Origin of the sequence: Natrinema sp. H-ect4 (assembly GCF_041894845.1) — an archaeon.
In the GTDB taxonomy this organism is placed as follows: Archaea; Halobacteriota; Halobacteria; order Halobacteriales; family Natrialbaceae; genus Natrinema.
The window spans coordinates 349,592-366,001 of record NZ_JBHDYC010000001.1 but is presented as its reverse complement, the minus strand read 5'-3'; the positions used below and the strand labels follow the sequence as shown (position 1 = coordinate 366,001).

13 protein-coding genes are annotated in these 16,410 nt (G+C 58.7%); 8 read left to right on the top strand and 5 right to left on the bottom strand.

Annotated elements, in window-relative coordinates; translation table 11 throughout:
* Positions 1-333 precede the first annotated feature (333 nt).
* The 6 genes from ACEWFR_RS01730 (at position 334) to ACEWFR_RS01705 (ending at position 8,590) form a co-directional block, all read left to right on the top strand.
* Positions 334-1,323: an MBL fold metallo-hydrolase gene (locus ACEWFR_RS01730; protein ID WP_374059422.1), complete on the top strand. Its 990-nt coding sequence runs from the start codon at positions 334-336 to the stop codon at positions 1,321-1,323.
* A gap of 882 nt (positions 1,324-2,205) precedes the next feature.
* On the top strand, positions 2,206-3,735 hold the full coding sequence (locus ACEWFR_RS01725) for a class I adenylate-forming enzyme family protein (protein ID WP_374059421.1): 1,530 nt from the start codon (positions 2,206-2,208) through the stop codon (positions 3,733-3,735).
* Between the two features lie 287 nt (positions 3,736-4,022).
* Positions 4,023-5,090 carry a phosphotransferase family protein gene (locus tag ACEWFR_RS01720; protein ID WP_374059420.1) on the top strand — a complete coding sequence of 356 codons (1,068 nt, stop codon included), beginning with the start codon at positions 4,023-4,025 and terminating at the stop codon, positions 5,088-5,090.
* Between the two features lie 87 nt (positions 5,091-5,177).
* On the top strand, positions 5,178-6,191 hold the full coding sequence (locus ACEWFR_RS01715) for a TIGR04024 family LLM class F420-dependent oxidoreductase (protein ID WP_374059419.1): 1,014 nt from the start codon (positions 5,178-5,180) through the stop codon (positions 6,189-6,191).
* A gap of 115 nt (positions 6,192-6,306) precedes the next feature.
* Positions 6,307-7,323 (top strand): TIGR03617 family F420-dependent LLM class oxidoreductase, encoded by a 1,017-nt coding sequence (locus ACEWFR_RS01710; protein WP_374059418.1) that lies wholly within the window; start codon positions 6,307-6,309, stop codon positions 7,321-7,323.
* 187 nt (positions 7,324-7,510) lie between these two features.
* A complete protein-coding gene (locus ACEWFR_RS01705) occupies positions 7,511-8,590 on the top strand; it encodes a PotD/PotF family extracellular solute-binding protein (protein ID WP_374059417.1) in 1,080 nt (359 codons plus the stop codon).
* Between the two features lie 93 nt (positions 8,591-8,683).
* Here the strand turns inward: ACEWFR_RS01705 and ACEWFR_RS01700 are convergent, their stop codons facing one another.
* The 3 genes from ACEWFR_RS01700 to ACEWFR_RS01690 all read right to left on the bottom strand — a co-directional run bounded on the left by ACEWFR_RS01700 (position 8,684) and on the right by ACEWFR_RS01690 (position 11,117).
* Complete coding sequence (locus ACEWFR_RS01700) at positions 8,684-9,841, bottom strand: thiolase family protein (RefSeq protein ID WP_374059416.1); 1,158 nt, start codon at positions 9,839-9,841, stop codon at positions 8,684-8,686.
* The gene (locus ACEWFR_RS01695) at positions 9,838-10,113 is read right to left on the bottom strand and encodes a hypothetical protein (protein WP_374059415.1); all 276 of its coding nucleotides are present in this window, start codon (positions 10,111-10,113) and stop codon (positions 9,838-9,840) included. The genes ACEWFR_RS01700 and ACEWFR_RS01695 overlap by 4 nt, the downstream gene beginning before the upstream one ends.
* A gap of 140 nt (positions 10,114-10,253) precedes the next feature.
* The gene (locus ACEWFR_RS01690; RefSeq protein ID WP_374059414.1) at positions 10,254-11,117 is read right to left on the bottom strand and encodes a hypothetical protein; all 864 of its coding nucleotides are present in this window, start codon (positions 11,115-11,117) and stop codon (positions 10,254-10,256) included.
* Positions 11,118-11,729: 612 nt separating this feature from the next.
* Between ACEWFR_RS01690 and ACEWFR_RS01685 the strand changes: the two genes are divergently transcribed.
* A complete protein-coding gene (locus ACEWFR_RS01685) occupies positions 11,730-12,521 on the top strand; it encodes an enoyl-CoA hydratase/isomerase family protein (protein WP_374059413.1) in 792 nt (263 codons plus the stop codon).
* 143 nt (positions 12,522-12,664) lie between these two features.
* On the opposite strand, the gene ACEWFR_RS01680 is transcribed toward ACEWFR_RS01685, so the two are convergent.
* The gene (locus ACEWFR_RS01680; protein WP_374059609.1) at positions 12,665-13,615 is read right to left on the bottom strand and encodes a PotD/PotF family extracellular solute-binding protein; all 951 of its coding nucleotides are present in this window, start codon (positions 13,613-13,615) and stop codon (positions 12,665-12,667) included.
* A 493-nt stretch (positions 13,616-14,108) separates the two neighbouring features.
* Here ACEWFR_RS01680 and ACEWFR_RS01675 point away from each other — a divergent pair, with 493 nt between their 5' ends.
* Complete coding sequence (locus ACEWFR_RS01675) at positions 14,109-14,879, top strand: SDR family NAD(P)-dependent oxidoreductase (RefSeq protein WP_374059412.1); 771 nt, start codon at positions 14,109-14,111, stop codon at positions 14,877-14,879.
* A 131-nt stretch (positions 14,880-15,010) separates the two neighbouring features.
* Here the strand turns inward: ACEWFR_RS01675 and ACEWFR_RS01670 are convergent, their stop codons facing one another.
* The gene (locus ACEWFR_RS01670) at positions 15,011-16,189 is read right to left on the bottom strand and encodes a CaiB/BaiF CoA transferase family protein (RefSeq protein ID WP_374059411.1); all 1,179 of its coding nucleotides are present in this window, start codon (positions 16,187-16,189) and stop codon (positions 15,011-15,013) included.
* Between the last annotated feature and the right edge of the window lie 221 nt (positions 16,190-16,410).

Sequence of the window (16,410 nt, the reverse complement as noted above, 5' to 3'; positions counted from 1 at the left end):
ACGAGGATGTTCTCTGTATGGGAACGAGCCACAAGAAGGTGTCCGCCTTTTTTTCACACACTACTCAATGCGCACTGGCACCCGAATAACACCCTGAGTATGTTATTAGATTTGTTGGTGAATGTGGAGTAACATTCGTATGGGAGGGCTATATCGCGGATTCGAACTCGGTTAGTACCAGCTCGTCGGCAAACCGCCTCGGAATCGATAACTGCTAACAACCGGTCAATGCGCTACTTCCGTCATCTTACTGGTTAGTTTTCCTAGACATTTTCCACCAGTCATATTTGCCTCCAATAGAAATTTATCTACTGGGGTTTCCATACTGGACGTATGAACGACGCTGATCAAACTGTTGTTTCGGACTGCGATGCGGAGATACACCGGCTAGAGTTTTCTGTCGACTGGCGACCCGGCCACGCGGCGGCGTATTTGATAGCCGACGACGAGCCGATTCTCATCGATGCGGGGACGCCAGGCGAACGCGGCTCGGAGGAATTGCGTGCGGAACTAGCCGACCACGGATACGTACCGGCCGACATCGAGCACGTCGTGCTCACGCACGGCCATACGGATCACGTCGGCCAGACGCGGACGCTCCATGAGGCGGGATCGCCGGTGATCTACGCGCCGAAACGAATGCGAGAACGATACGAACGGGACATGGAAACGGTCACCGACCGAACGCGGGCGAACCTCCTCGAGAACGGCCTCGAACCTCGTCGCCTGGAGTCCGCCAGCGAACGATTGCTCGTCGCCCATCGGGTCGTTCGCGAATCCCTTCCCGAAGAAGCAGTCGACGTATGGGTCGACGACGAGCCTCTCACTGTTGGCGGACGCGAATTGGAACCGATCTATGCCCCGGGCCATCACATCAGTCACGTCTGTTTCGGGACGACGCTCGACGGCGACCGAGTGATTTTCTCCGGCGACATGGCGATACGACCGTTTCGCGCACCATCACTGCTCGTTAACTTCGACGACGGCGTAAGGGATAGCGTGCGGCAGTTCCGTTCCTCGCTAGACCGACTCAAAACCTACGACTTCGATCAGGTATACCCCGGACATGGGCCGGTACACGATCAGTATCAGGAGTGTCTCGACCGATCGATAACGGACCTCGAGAACAAATGCGAGCAATGCCTCGAACGGATCGAATCCAGCCGAACCACGGCCTTTCAAATCGCCGCAGAGAGAGCGGGAACGAAACGGGAGATCAGCCGAATCTTCGCGGAAACCGTCGGCCTCGTCGGATATCTCGAACACCACGGCCAAGTACAGAGCGCCGTCGAGGACGGCATTCGGTACTACAGACGAACCTGAACGGAAGAACATCTCGGTGACCATCCGAGATAAATAACCTGGCGAGGCGAATCAATCGCCCGGTTTCGACTTCGGCCGGATGAGTCCGAAGTCCTGGTTCTCATACGCCAACAATCCACGGATAGCAACGACCACGGCAGCCTGAAGCAGCGTCGGACCCCACATTCCGGCCGCCGAGAGCACCAGGCAGTCCGCGCGATGTGGCAGCGAGATTCTGTTGCGGCCATTGAATCCAGTCGTTGCGACAGTGAGTGGCGTGATACTCGCGAAGAAGAACACAGCGCGAGTGGCGTCGCCGGAAACGACCAGTACGGGATACTATCGTTCGGTATGACCGCGACAGGGTGTCTCTCTATGCGCGTGTACCGAATGAGTCTTTTGTACAACGCTTCCTCTTCGGCTTCTATTCAATCATTCTGACGACTTTCCCGACGTCGTCGGTGGATTCAGTAGAATCGTCCGAACGTAATACACTGTTAGAACAGCGATCCAGCCATAGCGAACGAAAACATCGATTTCCTCGTTATCTCACACCGCAACGGGCGTACGCAGATTGGATTCCCGCAAGCGTCCGGATCGCTGCTTCGACTGGAGGAGGGATTTCCGAAGCGAAACTCGCAGTATAGTAACAACTGCAACTAGTTACACACTGATCGCACAGCTGCCGTGCGATCAGGTGTGCAGTGACTTGCAGTGGCTACTTAGTTGTCCCGACTCATCGTCTGACCCGTCGAAAAGCGGTGTGAAACGGTCCAGAAACCGCTTTGCGGCCGTCATGCGCCGTAAAACTCCGATCGCCCTCGAACCGAGCATGTGTAACGGCAGTGCAACCGGAACGGGATACGCGTAACTATTATCCCGGTATGTGTGGTGTATGAACGCATGAATGGGCTTACGGTCGGCTATCTGGCCGAACGAAACGCGCGGAAGTACCCCGATCGAGAAGCGGCGATTCACCGAACGGAAACCGGACGCGTAACGGAATACACGTTCGCGGAATTCGACGACCGAACGAACCGAATCGCGAACGGCTTGCGGGAACGCGGCGTCGACGAGGGGGACACCGTCGCGCTGTATATGAAGAACAACGTCGAGACGCTCGAGGTCTTCCTCGCCGTGATGAAACTCGGCGCGCTTCCGGTTCCGATTAACCACCGATTCAAAGGCGAGGAGGTGATATACGTGCTCGAGGACAGCAATCCTCAAACGGCAATCGTGGACGAGTTTGGAGCCGACACGATCGCCGATATTCACGATCATCCCGACGTTCCCGTCGAGACGTTCCTGTACGTTGGCGAGGAAGCGCCGTCGTTCGCCGTCGATTACGAGACGGTCGTGACGAACGCGTCGGATGCGCCGGTCGATATCGTTCCCGGACGGAACGACGACGCAGCCTTGATGTACACGAGCGGAACGACCGGAAAGCCGAAAGGGTGCATCTTCACGCACGACAATCTGATCACGCTTGCGGCCGACGGCGTCTACGAGGGGGACCACATTGAGCAGGGGAACCGTCACATGATCATAACCCCGCTGTTTCACGTCGGCGCGTTCGTGCCGTTTATCACGAATTTCTACGCTGGCGGAACGACGATCGTCGTCGATGGATTCGACCCAGAGCAAGTTCTCGATTACATCGAAGCGGAGTCGATCAATTCGTCGTACTTCGTCCCGACACAGAGTCGGCAACTGCTCGCTGTCGACGGTCTCGAAGAGTACGACTTCTCGAGTTTCGAGAGCTATGGAACCGGAGCGGCGCCGTCGGGCCCGGAGCTCAAACGCGAGATCATCGAGACGTTCGAGACGGATCTCGTCGAGAGCTTCGGACAGACGGAAGCCCTGTCGACGCGCCTTCCGCCGGATCGGACGATTGACAAGGCGGAGAGCGTGGGGCGACCCGCCCTCAACCTCGAAATGAAAGTCGTCGATTCGGACGGGAGCCGCGTCCCGCGCGGTGAGATCGGGCGCGCGGGATACAAGGGTCCGTCAGTGTTCGCGGGCTATCACGGTATGCCCGAGAAGACGGCCGAGGTCTTCGACGAGGACGGCTGGTTCATTTCGGACGACCTCATCCGGCGGGACGAAGAGGGGTTCGTGTACTTCGTCGGCCGTGCGGACGATATGATCGTTTCCGGCGGCGAAAACATTCACCCGACGGAAATCGAAGAGGTATTGCACGAACACCCGGCGGTAGACGAAGTGGCAATCGTCGGCGTTCCAGACGAAACGTGGGGTGAACGCGTCAAAGCTGCCATCGTTCCACGCGAGGAGACGTCCAATCTCGACGAGGAGGAGATCGTCTCGTACGTCGAAGAGCGGATTGCGAGCTACAAGAAACCGCGCGAGGTCGAGTTCCGAACGGCGCTTCCGCGAAATCCGACGGGAAAAGTGCTGAAAGGGAAGCTCAAGTGACCTCTCGAGCGGGCAGTTACGAGAGCAGGCGTCCGATCTCCTCGATGAGGTTTCGATCCGTCCAAAACCCCGGGACTGATCGTTCCGTACCCCGCAGTCGACCCAGTAGAGGTGGCAGAACGCTACTATAGTAGTCACTGCAAGTCATTGCACGCCTGATCGAACGACATCCGATCAGTGTGTGAATCGTTTCAGTGGCTACTATTGACTCGAGACACCGTGTGCGGACGACTACACATTTAAGGGCATGAATACCAATATCACGGACGAATGGGAGTACACAATACATGAGTGAAAACGACCAGACGTACTTCGACCGACTCGTCGATCTCGACGCGCTCGAAGCGTTTTTCGAAGAGCACATCGGTCCGTCGGACCGGTTCGACGTTGATCGACACCCAGGAGGGCATTCCAACGAAACGTTGTTCGTTACGTGGGGTGATCGAGACCTCGTAATTCGGCGTCCGCCGCCGGGCGAAACCGCCGACACCGCACACGACGTAATTCGCGAGTACACGGTACTCGAGGCGCTCCAGGGGACGGACGTGCCGGTTCCGACGACGGTGGTAGCCAGCGAGAACGAGGACGTTATCGGCTCCGAGTTCTACGTGATGGAGCGGATGGAAGGGACCGTAATTCGGGACGACGAACCCGATCGATTCGGGCAACCGGAGTATCGGCGGCGAGTGGGAGAGGAGATGATCGATACGCTGGCGTCCATCCACACCGTCGATTACGAAGCCATCGGTCTCGACGAATTCGGTCATCCCGACGGCTTTACGCAGCGGCAAGTCGACCGATGGCAGCAACAGTACGAGTGGGCGTTCGAGGCCACCACCGAGGAGCGCTCCATTCCCGAAGTACGCGAAGTGACCGAGTGGCTTCAGGACCACGTTCCGTCGAATCCACCGCAGACGCTCGTACACGGCGACTATAAACTGGATAACGTGATGTTCGGTCCGGAACTGCCCCCGACAATCACGGCAGTTTTGGACTGGGAGATGTCGACGCTCGGTGATCCGTTTACGGATCTCGGCTGGTTACTCTCGTACTGGCCAGACCAGGGTGACGAAACGACCACTGTCGGCACCGCCGGCGATGCCGCCTATCTCCTTCAGGACGGATATCGGACCCGAGAGACGCTCGTCGAACGGTACGAGTCGGCGACCGGATTCAGTTTCGAGAACGACCGCTTCTATCGCGCGCTCGCGTACTACAAACTTGGTGCGATCGGTGAGATGTTCTTCCGGCGCCACATAGAGGGGAACGCCGACGACGAGCACTATCCGATAATGGAGCAACGCGTTCCCGAACTCGCCGAGCGAGCACTCCACGTGATCAACGACGACGACTGAGAATCCCCACGCGACGACCAACGGTTCGGGCGTCCAAACACATCGCCGGCACAAATATTTAATTGGGACTGTCTCGTTACAGCAACCATGTCAAACAGCGTCGAAATCGACCTGACACTGTCGCCTGGGCGCCACGACACGCTGGACGAATTGGCCGCCGTCGCCCAGCGGGCCGAAACGCTCGGCTTCGAAACTCTGAGTTTCGGGGAGGTAACGGGATGGGATAGCATCGCCCTACTTACGATACTCGCCGACCGAACCGACGACATCCGCATTTCCGACGAGGTGATCGGACCGTACTCCAGATCGCCGAGCCAGATCGCACAGGCCGCAGGATCGATACAGACGCACGCAGACGGCCGCTTTCGGCTAGGGCTCGGAACCAGCTCGCCAGCTATCGTCGAGGGGTGGCACGGGCTCGATTTCGACCGGCCGTTACGGAGGCTACGGGAAACGATCGAGATCGTCGACATGGCGACTGCCGGCGAGAGCGTCGACTACGACGGCGAGATATTCGAACTCGACGGCATGTCCCTCGAGCTACCCACACCGATAGAGATGCCGATCGACGTCGCCGCGCTCGGCCCGAAAGGCGTGGAACTCGCAGGGCGGTTCGCAGACGGGTGGGTCCCGCAGCTGTTTACGCCGGAGGGACTCGAACGGCGGATGGAGGACCTCCGTCGAGGCGCCGAGATGGCCAACCGGGATCCCGAATCGCTGCGTACCTCGATTCTACTCCGAGCGTGTGCGCTCGAGGACGGCGACCGGGCTAGGGCCCTCGGTCGACAACACGTCGCGTTCATGATATCCGTCTACGGGCCGTTCTATCGCCGGTCGATCGCAGAGCAGGGATACAAGGAGATGGTCGAAGAGGTACGGAGTCGCTGGTTCGATGGGGATCGCGAGGCAGCTATGGAGGCCATCAATGCGGAGGTCCTCGACGGGCTCGTCGCCTGCGGGACGCCTGAAGAGGTGAATGCAGTCATCGATGATTTCACCGCTGTCGATGGGTGCGATGCCGTTCGAATCGGCTGGCTCGGTCCTGCGGAAGACGATGCGATCGACGCGACCATGGAGGCCGTTGCGCCGTCCGATCGCTGAGACGATCCGTCGGCTTCTCGGACCGACTATCGTCCGGCTGCTTCGCGTCTGGAAGCGGGCTCAGTCGCTGACAGCGGTACTATTAACTGTATGTCGGTAGTGGAATCAATTGGCAATGACTGACATCAAGATTGACACCAGTGTCAAGGGGCTATCGTCGGAATCAGCGGAGTTGGCCAGCCAAGCCGAAGATTTCGGCTTCGACGGCGTCTTTACACCCGAAACCGACGAAGATCCCTTCCTGCCGCTGCCACTCATAGCCGAAAGAACTGAGGATATAAATATCGGAACGCGGATCGCGACCGCATTCACGCGATCACCGATGGTGATGGCGTACATGGCCTGGGACCTACAGCGATTCTCCGACGGGCAAATGATACTCGGCCTCGGAACTCAGGTGAAAGGACACAACGAACGGCGGTTTTCGGTCGATTTCGACTGGGAAAAACCGGGGCCGCGGCTCCGTGAAGAAGTCCTCGCACTGCGTCACATCTTCGACGTCTTTCAGGGTAACGAGGAAGAGCTCGATTTTGACGGCGACTTCTATCAGTTCTCACTGATGACCGAGGAATTCAATCCCGGCCCGCTCGAGTCGGGGCCACCGAAGATTTGGGTGGCGGGAGTAAACGAGTACATGCTCAAGATGGCGGGCGATGTCGCCGACGGGCTCTGCATGCACGCCTTCAACACGCCGAAGTACACCGAGGAAGTCATCAAGCCGTTGATCGAGACGGGCGCCGAAATCGGCGACCGCGACCCCAATAACGTAACGCTGTCCGCCAGCCCCTTCCTGATTACCGGCGAAACCGAAGACGAACGTGAAGCGATGAGACAGGAGGCGAAACAACGAATCGCGTTTTACGGGTCGACCAGGACGTACCATGACGTCCTCGAGATCCACGGCTGGAAAGACATCGGAATGGAACTCCACGAACTCTCGAAAGACGGTCAGTGGGAGGAAATGACTGAACTCGTTACTGCTGACATGGTCGATGCGTTCGCGATCGAGGCCCCACCGGACGAGCTCGCGGACGAGATCCTCGACAAGTACGGCGGGATCGCGGACCGAATCCAGTTGGCCTTTGACGGGAGCGAGTACTGGAACGAGGTTCTCATGGAACTGAAGTCGTGACTCGGTAGAGTAAGTCACCTATCGTCCATACGGACACCACCGGAACGGAGGAATCCGGCCCGCTGGTCCGCCATTACACTCCTGCGAAATCGCTCGCGTGCTACTCACTGACAGCGTCGGCCACGTCTCTAGTGATTTGTTGATATGTTCCACAACCTTTATATCCGGCCCTGAAAAGTAGATGTCGATGGCAAACGCTAACCAGCGACAACCAGTGTCACGGCGGCGAGTACTTCAATCGGGTGCAGTCATCAGTGGGATGGCAGTCACGGGTTGCCTCGGCGGCGGCGGCGGTGAAAACACGCTTACGTACATCAGTCGTGGCGGGGTCACTCAGGAAGCCGAACGACAAGTGATGGATCAGTGGGCCGAAGAGAATGGAAAGCAGATCACCCACCAGTCGGCCGCTGACGATACCGAGATAATGGAACTGATATCGAACAATCCCGGGGCGTTCGATTTCACTAACCTGGTTCCGTCCGCGTTCGCACAGCACTCGCTCGTCTACGACGAGGAGTTGTTCACCGAGTTGGATTACGGAGAAGTTCCGAACTACGATAATATGAAAGAGTCATGGAAAAATGCGCCGTTCCTCGAGGGACACGACTACGGACTCTTCTACTACAACAATTCACAGGGAATCGCATACAATACGGAACACGTGGAGCCGACGTCGTGGGAAGACCTGCAAGGATCGGAGTACAACGACGTTCTCTCGATGCACAATAACGCCACGACGAGGTTCTGCAACAATTGCGCGATGATGGGAATTTCCCCGTCGGAAGCGCTTAGCGACGACGAAACGTTCCAGAGTGTCTGGGACGAACAGCGAAATTTCCACGACAATATTTTTAAATACTGGACCGCAGGCGACGAGTTCCCCCGTCTGTTGCGGGAAGAGCAAGCACACGCCGTCGAAGGCTGGGGCGGCCGGACGGAAAATCTGGTCGATGACGGGCTCCCGATGGACTACGTCATCCCCGAGGAGGGGTGTCTCACCTATTCGACGGGGTGGACCATGATCGATGAAAGCGAGAACAAAGACGACGTGTACGACCTCTTCAATTACATGTATGAACGCGAGAACGCAGTCGAACTGACGCTGGGGCACGGATATCCCGTTCAGCTCAAAGACCCGCCGGAGGAGATCACGAACCGATACGATTACACCGAATCTGCCGACGACGTGATCTGGCTCGACTGGGAAAGTATCATCCCGGCAATGCCTGATCTCGAGCAGGCGTTCGCGGAACTGAAAGGAGAGTAAGGAAGACGTCTCGGTGTTACGTCTCGAACGGTGCGTCAGGAACGGTACCCGCGAGGCCCTCTGTTGCCGCCGGATAAAAATAGGTCGCAGTGACTATCGCTCGAGGATGTTCACACAGGAGACGGCACCGGTGGCGTTGCGGCCGATGCCGATATTGTGTTGCATGCCGACTTCAGCGTCGGGAACCTGCACATCGCCTGCTTCTCCGCGGAGCTGCTCGAATATTTCGGCGATCTGTGCGACGCCAGTCGCGCCGATCGGATGCCCTTTCGACAACAAGCCGCCGGAGGGATTGATCGGCTGTTCTCCGTCCAAGTGGGGGATGCCCTCGTCGATATGAGACCCGCCTTCTCCCTGTTCACAGAATCCAAGGTCCTCGTAAGTGATGAGTTCCGTAATCGAGAAGCAGTCGTGAACCTCGGCGACGTCGATGTCGTCGGGACCGTACCCGGAGCGTTCGTAGGCCGTACTGGAGGCGTGTCTGGAGGCGGGGAAATTCGTCAGCGCGAGGTCATCACCACGCTGGAACGAATCGGTAGAGAGTCCGTAGCCCGCGACTCGGACCGGTGCGTCGGTGAACTCGCGGGCGCGGTCATCGCTAGCGACGAGGACGGCACAGGCCCCATCAGTTACCGGGCAGCAATCATACAGGTTCAGCGGATACGACACAGTCGGTGACTCCTTGACGTCGTCGACGGAGCACTCGAACTGCTGGTGGGCATGTGGATATTTCGTTCCGTTCTCGTGATTTTTCACCGACACCGCCGCGATCTGTTCGCGGGTCGTGTCGTACTGATCCATGTGACGGGTCGCACGCATACCGAAGAACGCCGGCATTGTCACGCCGCGTCCCCGCCAGAGCCGTTCGAGTGCCGCCCCGCCGATGAGGCCTTCCGTCGAGTCCAGCATCTTTTCGGCCCCGATCACGAGCGCGACATCGATGTCCTCGGCCTTGATCGCCTGGACGGCGTTTCGAAACGCATCGCTCCCGGTGGCACAGGCGTTGACAATGTGTGTTGCGGGCGTTTCGAAAAGCCCCGTCGCGTGTGCGACCGCGGCACCGGACGACCCCTCGTTTGCGATGTCCAGCGTGCCGTACCAGACGCCATCGATATCGTTCGTCGGATCAATCCCGTAATCAACGCTCTCGACGAGATCGAGGTACGCGCCCTCGAGCAAGTCCTCGAACGACCAGTCGTACTTCTCCCCGAAGTCGATGATACCGGCACCGACGACGTGTGCATCAGTCATCGTTTGTCCTCCCTCGGAACCGAGAATTTAAAGGAATTAATCGGTCGAGCGCCCTCGTCGAAGAGTTCTCGAAACCGAACGTCGACCGTACAGCCGACCGAAATTTCGTCGAGTTCGGTTTCGGTCAACAGGCCGTACACGCGAGTCGGTTCGCCGGATCCGTCAGCCTGTGGGACGTCGATGATCGCAAGCGGTTGCGGAACTTCGATATCGTCCGGAAGGTACTCCTGTATCACGAACGTCTTGATCGTCCCGGACGATGCGAGATCCACGTCCCGAAACTCCGCTGGTGCGTCACCACACCGCTTACAGATTCGTTTCTCGTCCGGGAACGAAACGAAACCACAAGCCTGACACTCGAAGCCGACCAGTCGTTGATCCTGCCGTCTCGTCCGGTGGTAGCGCGGTCCGCTCATGTATTCGGCACCCCCTGATACTCGTATCGTTCCCGTGAGTTCACGTGTTTCATGTATGGCACATACTCCTTCGTTTCGATCTGGTCCGAAACCGAAAGCCCGGGCCGTTCATCGGTCGCATCAGTGACAGTGAGACGAAACGCGTCCGCACCGCCCTGTCCGTACGCGATAGCGACGAGAGAGTCCCCCGGATCGGTCGATTCCAGCGCGTGTGCGATGTCCAGCAACAACGTCGCCGTGCCGGCGTACCCTACGTCGTTGAACGTCGAGAGTCGTTCCGCGTCGATGGACTGAAGCGCCGTTTGAACGAACCGATACCCCGGTGCACTGGCGACTGCATACTCGGGATCTGCGTCGGTTTCGGTTCGTTCGAGCGCCGTCGTTACGGCCGGTTGGACGCCGTGTCGACGCTCGAACCGGGGATCCCCCTGTTCGGCGGACTGGCCGTGTTCGCGGTGCCGCTCGAGAAAGCCAGTCGTTGCCTGTCCCACCGAATCGATCGTCGCGGCTGGATCGTCGCTACGTGGCCGAAGGACGAGCGCCCCGGCGCCGGCTCCCATTGTCTCCTCGTCGTCGCCCCCGGGTTCGACCGGCATGATGTCTGCGGCGGCGACGACCACCGGCTTCTCGGTAGCACGCACGTACTGTCTCGCCGTCTCGAGCGCGTCTGCAGCCGCACGCGCGGTTCCCCGGAAGTCCCCGGTTCTGCTGTCGGTCGGAGCACCGAGCCTGTATGCGAGTTGCGCGGCGACGCCATGTTCCGCGAAGTAATCGCTGATGCTCGCAGCGAAAACGGCCCCGATATCGTCGGCATCGACGGCCGAACGCTCGAGGGCGGCCGTCGTTGCCTCGCTGGCCATCGTAATGTGGTTTTCGTCGCGAGATGGAACAGCGCTTTCACCCCGTCCGCTACCATCGTGTTGGGCCGCTATTTCGCTTCGGGCGATCCGATACAACGGTACGTACCCCGCTGCGGCATCAATAGCGACCATTGGTATCAGCTCCAGTTGATTCTCCCATGGTATTACGCATCATGATACGGTCGATTTTACAATAAATATGTGGGTACCAGTGACACCATCCGTAACGAAACGCGATCGGCTCAGCGTCGCTGACCGACGGTTGTCTCCGGACGGGGAAAGCTGTCGATCCATCGCGTACTTGACGGATCCGAGACGCGCGTATATCTACCAGTCCTCCCGGGTCAATTCAGTCTCCTGCCCCGTTCTATAACAACCTAAGTTCGTTATTTGCTTTTCGTAGATCGATAATAGTGTGAAAAGACACAACACTGGTTTCTTGAGACACGTTACCGAACATCGTTTCAGTCGATCAGCGACGGTCGTGCCCCGGAGCGGACAGTTACACGCGAACGGGTTCGAACCGGTTACGATGCGCTTGCGATCCGCCCTAATCGAGGGACGGTTACTTATCGGAAAAACTATTTGAGTCGACCCTGAATCGTTGGGTGTATGGACGAAACGTTTGACACGGTGGAAGTCACGTTCAACGAAGAAACCGGTATCGGACATCTGACGCTGAATCGGCCGGACGCGCTCAACGCGCTCAGCGGCCAACTCCAGGAAGACATCGTCGAGGGACTGCGCGTACTCGAAGCTGAAAACGAAAAACGGGGCGAAATCGCGCTTCGAGCGGTCGTCATCGAAGGAGCGGGTGGCAACTTCTGTGCCGGCGCGGACATCAGCGAATTCAGCGAATCCAGCCCCGGTGACAGTTCCGAACGCGCCCATTACAACTTCATCATGGACTTTCCGGCACCGGTGATCGCCAAGATCACTGGCTACTGCCTCGGCGGCGGCCTCGAAACCGCGATGTCGTGTGACTTCCGGTTCGCCGCAGAAGACGCCAAGCTCGGCCTCCCAGAAGTCGATCTCGGCATCATCCCCGGCGCCGGTGGCGTCCAGTTCATCAGCGAACTGGCGAACCCCGCCGCGGCGAAGGAGATCGCCATGACCGGGGACCACATCAGTGCCGCTCGAGCGGCGGAACTGGGCATCGTGAATCGAGTCCCCGACGACATCGATGCCGAGACGCAGGACTTCGCCGAGAAAATAGCATCCAAGCCGCCGCTGGCGATCCAGGCGATCAAGGAGTCCGCCTCCGTGGCCACCCAGATGGGGCTTCGCGAAGGCCGACAGTACGACCGTCGCCTGTTCGAGCCGTTGCTCGAAACGGAAGACCACAAGGAAGGCGCCAAAGCGTTCGCCGAGGACGACTACGAACCCGAATTCACCGGCAGATAACGTCCGGGCTCGATCGACTTACCGGCCCACCCCGATTTCTGCTCGTTCGGATAGCGTAACCGTGGTCTCAAGGACGGATGGACGCCCCGTATGAAGGGTGGCGTGACGACTTTCACCGTCGTACCGCACGTGCTCGATACGATTTACGATCCACGGATCTCGTTGAATGATTCTGATATCTTATCGTTGTGAGGCAGGACCTCTGACCAATTGATCCAGACGAGGTTGTCAGGGTGATCAGTGTAATCGGGCAAGGACGTGATCTCTTCGGGCGGATCCGATATCGGGACCGGATAATCAATCTGGACCGAGAGGTCGACGAGGTTTTCCCGCTGGTACACCCAATCCAGCAGATCGTACACCGTCTCTTTGTTCTCGCTGGCCTCAGGAATGGCGTATCCCTCGCTGTGGGTGACAGCCCCTTCCTCCGGAATGAAGTACTCGATCGGAACGTCATCGGCCTGCAATGAGGCGACGCGGCCACCCCATGCCGAAGAGATGTGCGCCTGTTCTTCGCGGAGGAACTGCATCTGCTGGTCACCCGATGTCCAGTACTGGAACACGTTCTGGTGTTGGGCCTCGACTTTGTCGGCGATCGCATTGAAGACAGCATCGTCTCCAATCTGGTTGATATCTTCGCCCGCAGCTGCAGCGGCGTTCGCGAACCGCACCGATGGGGTCGCGTGTAGCGAAATCAAGTCCCCGTATTCGCTTTGCTCGATCTCGTCCCACGAACTGAACTCGTCTACTAGTTCAGTGTTGTATGCCAACCCCTGAGACGAGATGTATCGGAACAGACCGTCCTCGTTCCCCTCGAGGAACGGAACGTTGTGCCACGCTTCGGGCAGGTTATCGTAGTTCGGAATTTCTCCGTAGTCCAGGTCGGCGAGTAATTTTTCGTCCTGTCCCCGGAATCGGATGAACCCGCCCGACGAGGGGTTACAGAGGTCGATCCCGCCCGGATTCTCCGACACGACGTTTACCATCTCCGTATCGTCCGCGACGGACGTGTGTTGGACCGTGACGTCGTTTTCGTCCTCCCAGTCACTGATAACGTTTCTGAACGCCTCCTGCGTTACGCCGCCTCGTCCCAGGTACTGTAGGGTATCGCCACTGCCCCCCAGACAGCCGGCAATTCCGAGTCCCGTAGCGACAATACCGGTTTGAAGTACACGGCGACGTGTTGGTGAATGTCTATCATGCTCTCGCATACCAACCTAATAGAGACTCCCATGCATATTATTTTCGGTCACCTAGTAGATTTCGAGGGGACATCGCGATCCGCAACTCCTTTGAGTGGAATGTCACTGGTTCGAATTTCGTTCTTGAAACGATATGAAACGCAATTTTCCGCACAACTGCGAGTGCGACCGATCGAATACGGCCGGTTTCCGGGCCAGACGGACAACGCGCACAGTCATAGTATTCGGCAGCACTGAACCAGCAACCGGACCCCGTTCGATGGAAGCGGTATGGCGAGAAGGAAGTAATACTAAGGAATAATTTTATTAGATCCGGGAGATAACCACCCGGTGTGCCTGTAATTCACACAGAGAGAAACGGATGGAACCGTACGGAGCGACCGAAATGACGACGTCGCAGTTCAGCGTCGACAATAGTACGGCGATCGTAACCGGATCCTCGAGCGGAATCGGGAAAGCGATCGTCGAACGGTTCGCGGATGACGGGGCGAACGTGGTCGTTACGTCCCGGGAGTTAGATAACGTCGAGCCGGTCGCGGACGAGATCAACGAGAGCGATTCGGACGGCCGAGCGCTCGCAGTGGAGTGCGATGTTCGAGACCGCGCTTCGGTCGAGGCGCTCGTGGAAACGACGGTAGACGAATTCGGTGGCCTCGACGTCCTCGTCAACAACGCCGGCGCGAGTTTTCAGGCCGATCCGGCGGACATCAGCGAAAACGGATGGAAAACGATCGTCGACATTAACCTGCACGGAACGTTCCACTGCTCGCAGGCCGCCTACGAACACATGCAGGACGACGGCGGTCGCATTATCAACATCGCGAGCGTCGCTGGCCAGCGCGGCTCGAGGCGAATGAGTCACTACGGCGCAGCCAAAGCGGCCGTCATCAACTACACCACGTCCGTCGCCGCGGACTGGTGTCAAGACGATATCCGGGTCAACTGTATCGCTCCCGGGCTGGTCGCGACGGCAGGCGTCCGATCCCAGATGGGGATCGACGGCGACGCAAACGCCATCGACCGCGAGTCGGTGGACCGGTCGATCGGTCGACCGGAGGAAGTCGCCGACCTCGCGCAGTTCTTGGCGAGTTCGGCGTCGTCCTACATTATCGGTGAAACGGTCACAATAAAGGGAGCGCCCCGCCTCGAAGAGTAGGGGCGTCGGAGCGACTTCTTTCGGCGCAGCACGAATCAAGTGGAGTTTTCCGCCTGAGACCGGGAGACGCATCGAAACTTACCGGCCCAGAGACGGAACGAATACGCGGTACCTGTATGGGGGTGGGGGCGTTAGTATCGAACGACCCCCGCTTGTCGCAGTTCCTCGAGTTCCGCAGCGGTGTACCCGACGGCTGATAGCAGGGATTCCGTGTGTTCCCCCTGGTCCGCAAGGGCTTCGCCCGCTCCCGACGCCATCTCGGTCGAGCGAGCGGGGAAGCCGATTCGCGGCGGGGCGTCGTCGGAGCGTTCGATCATATCGCGCGCGTCGAGTTGCGGGTGGTCGACCATCTCCGCAGGACTGTAAACGCCGCCAACTGCCGCGTCCACGTCCCCGAGCGCGTCCTCCCATTCGGCACGCGTCCGTTCCGCGAACAGCGCCTCCAGCTCGGCCCTGACCATCGCAAACGAGTCGGGGTCGTGTTCGTCGTGTGCGTCGATGAGGTGCTCCTTGTCGACCGCCTCACAGAACGCTCGCCAGAACTTCGGCTCGAGCGCTGCGATGGTGACCCATTCGCCGTCTGCCGTTTCGTAGCTATCGTACCACGGGAACTGGCCCGACAGATGGGTGTTTCCCGGCCGTGGTTCTTCGGGGTCGCCGGTCAGCGCTTGATAGGCGACCGACTGGGAGAACGACGCGACGACGTCGCTCATCGCGACATCGATGTACTCACCACCGGTGTTCCCGAGTTCTCGCGATAACAGCGCTTCGGTGATCGCGAACGCGGAAAACAGCCCACCGCTCATGTCGCCGATCGGGTAGCCGGGCATCTGTGGCTTGTCGGATGGCGACTCGCGGGTCATGTCGAGCAACCCAGCTAGTGCGACGTAGTTGAGGTCGTGACCCGCGCGATCGGCCCAGGGGCCCTCCTGTCCGTATCCCGTCAGCGAACAGTAGATCAGCTCGTCGTTGTACGACCGAAGCGTATCGTAGTCGATCCCGAGCCGCTCGACCACACCGGGCCTGAACTGTTCGAACACGACATCGGCGGTTTCGACCAGTTGATAGAAGGCCTCGGTTCCCTCGTCCGACTTGAGATCGAGCGAGACACTCTTCTTGCCCCGGTTGACCATCTCGAAAATGGCACCGACATCCCGTTCCGAACGCGGTTCGCTGTGCCGAGCGTAGTCGCCAGCACCGGTATCTTCGACTTTGATTACTTCGGCACCGGAGTCCGCGAGTAGTTGCGTCGCATACGGGCCGGGAAGCAGTCGAGTCAAATCAAGTATTCGGACGCCATTGAGTCGCATAGTACGAGATGTATGTACCAGCACTTTAAAATAGGGTTTTGCGGCGAGCGAGGGGAAACCGGCATCGCGACCGAGCCTTGGCTCCCGTCGAGGGGAAGCGGTACCGCGACCTCGAGAACGTGAGACGCGCGTTTCACTGATTCGGACCGGTCGTCCCCTCTCGAAGGGGGAACGGGTTGCTCGGGATACGACGGTCGCGTCCCGCGTGCGACGTCGAGCGA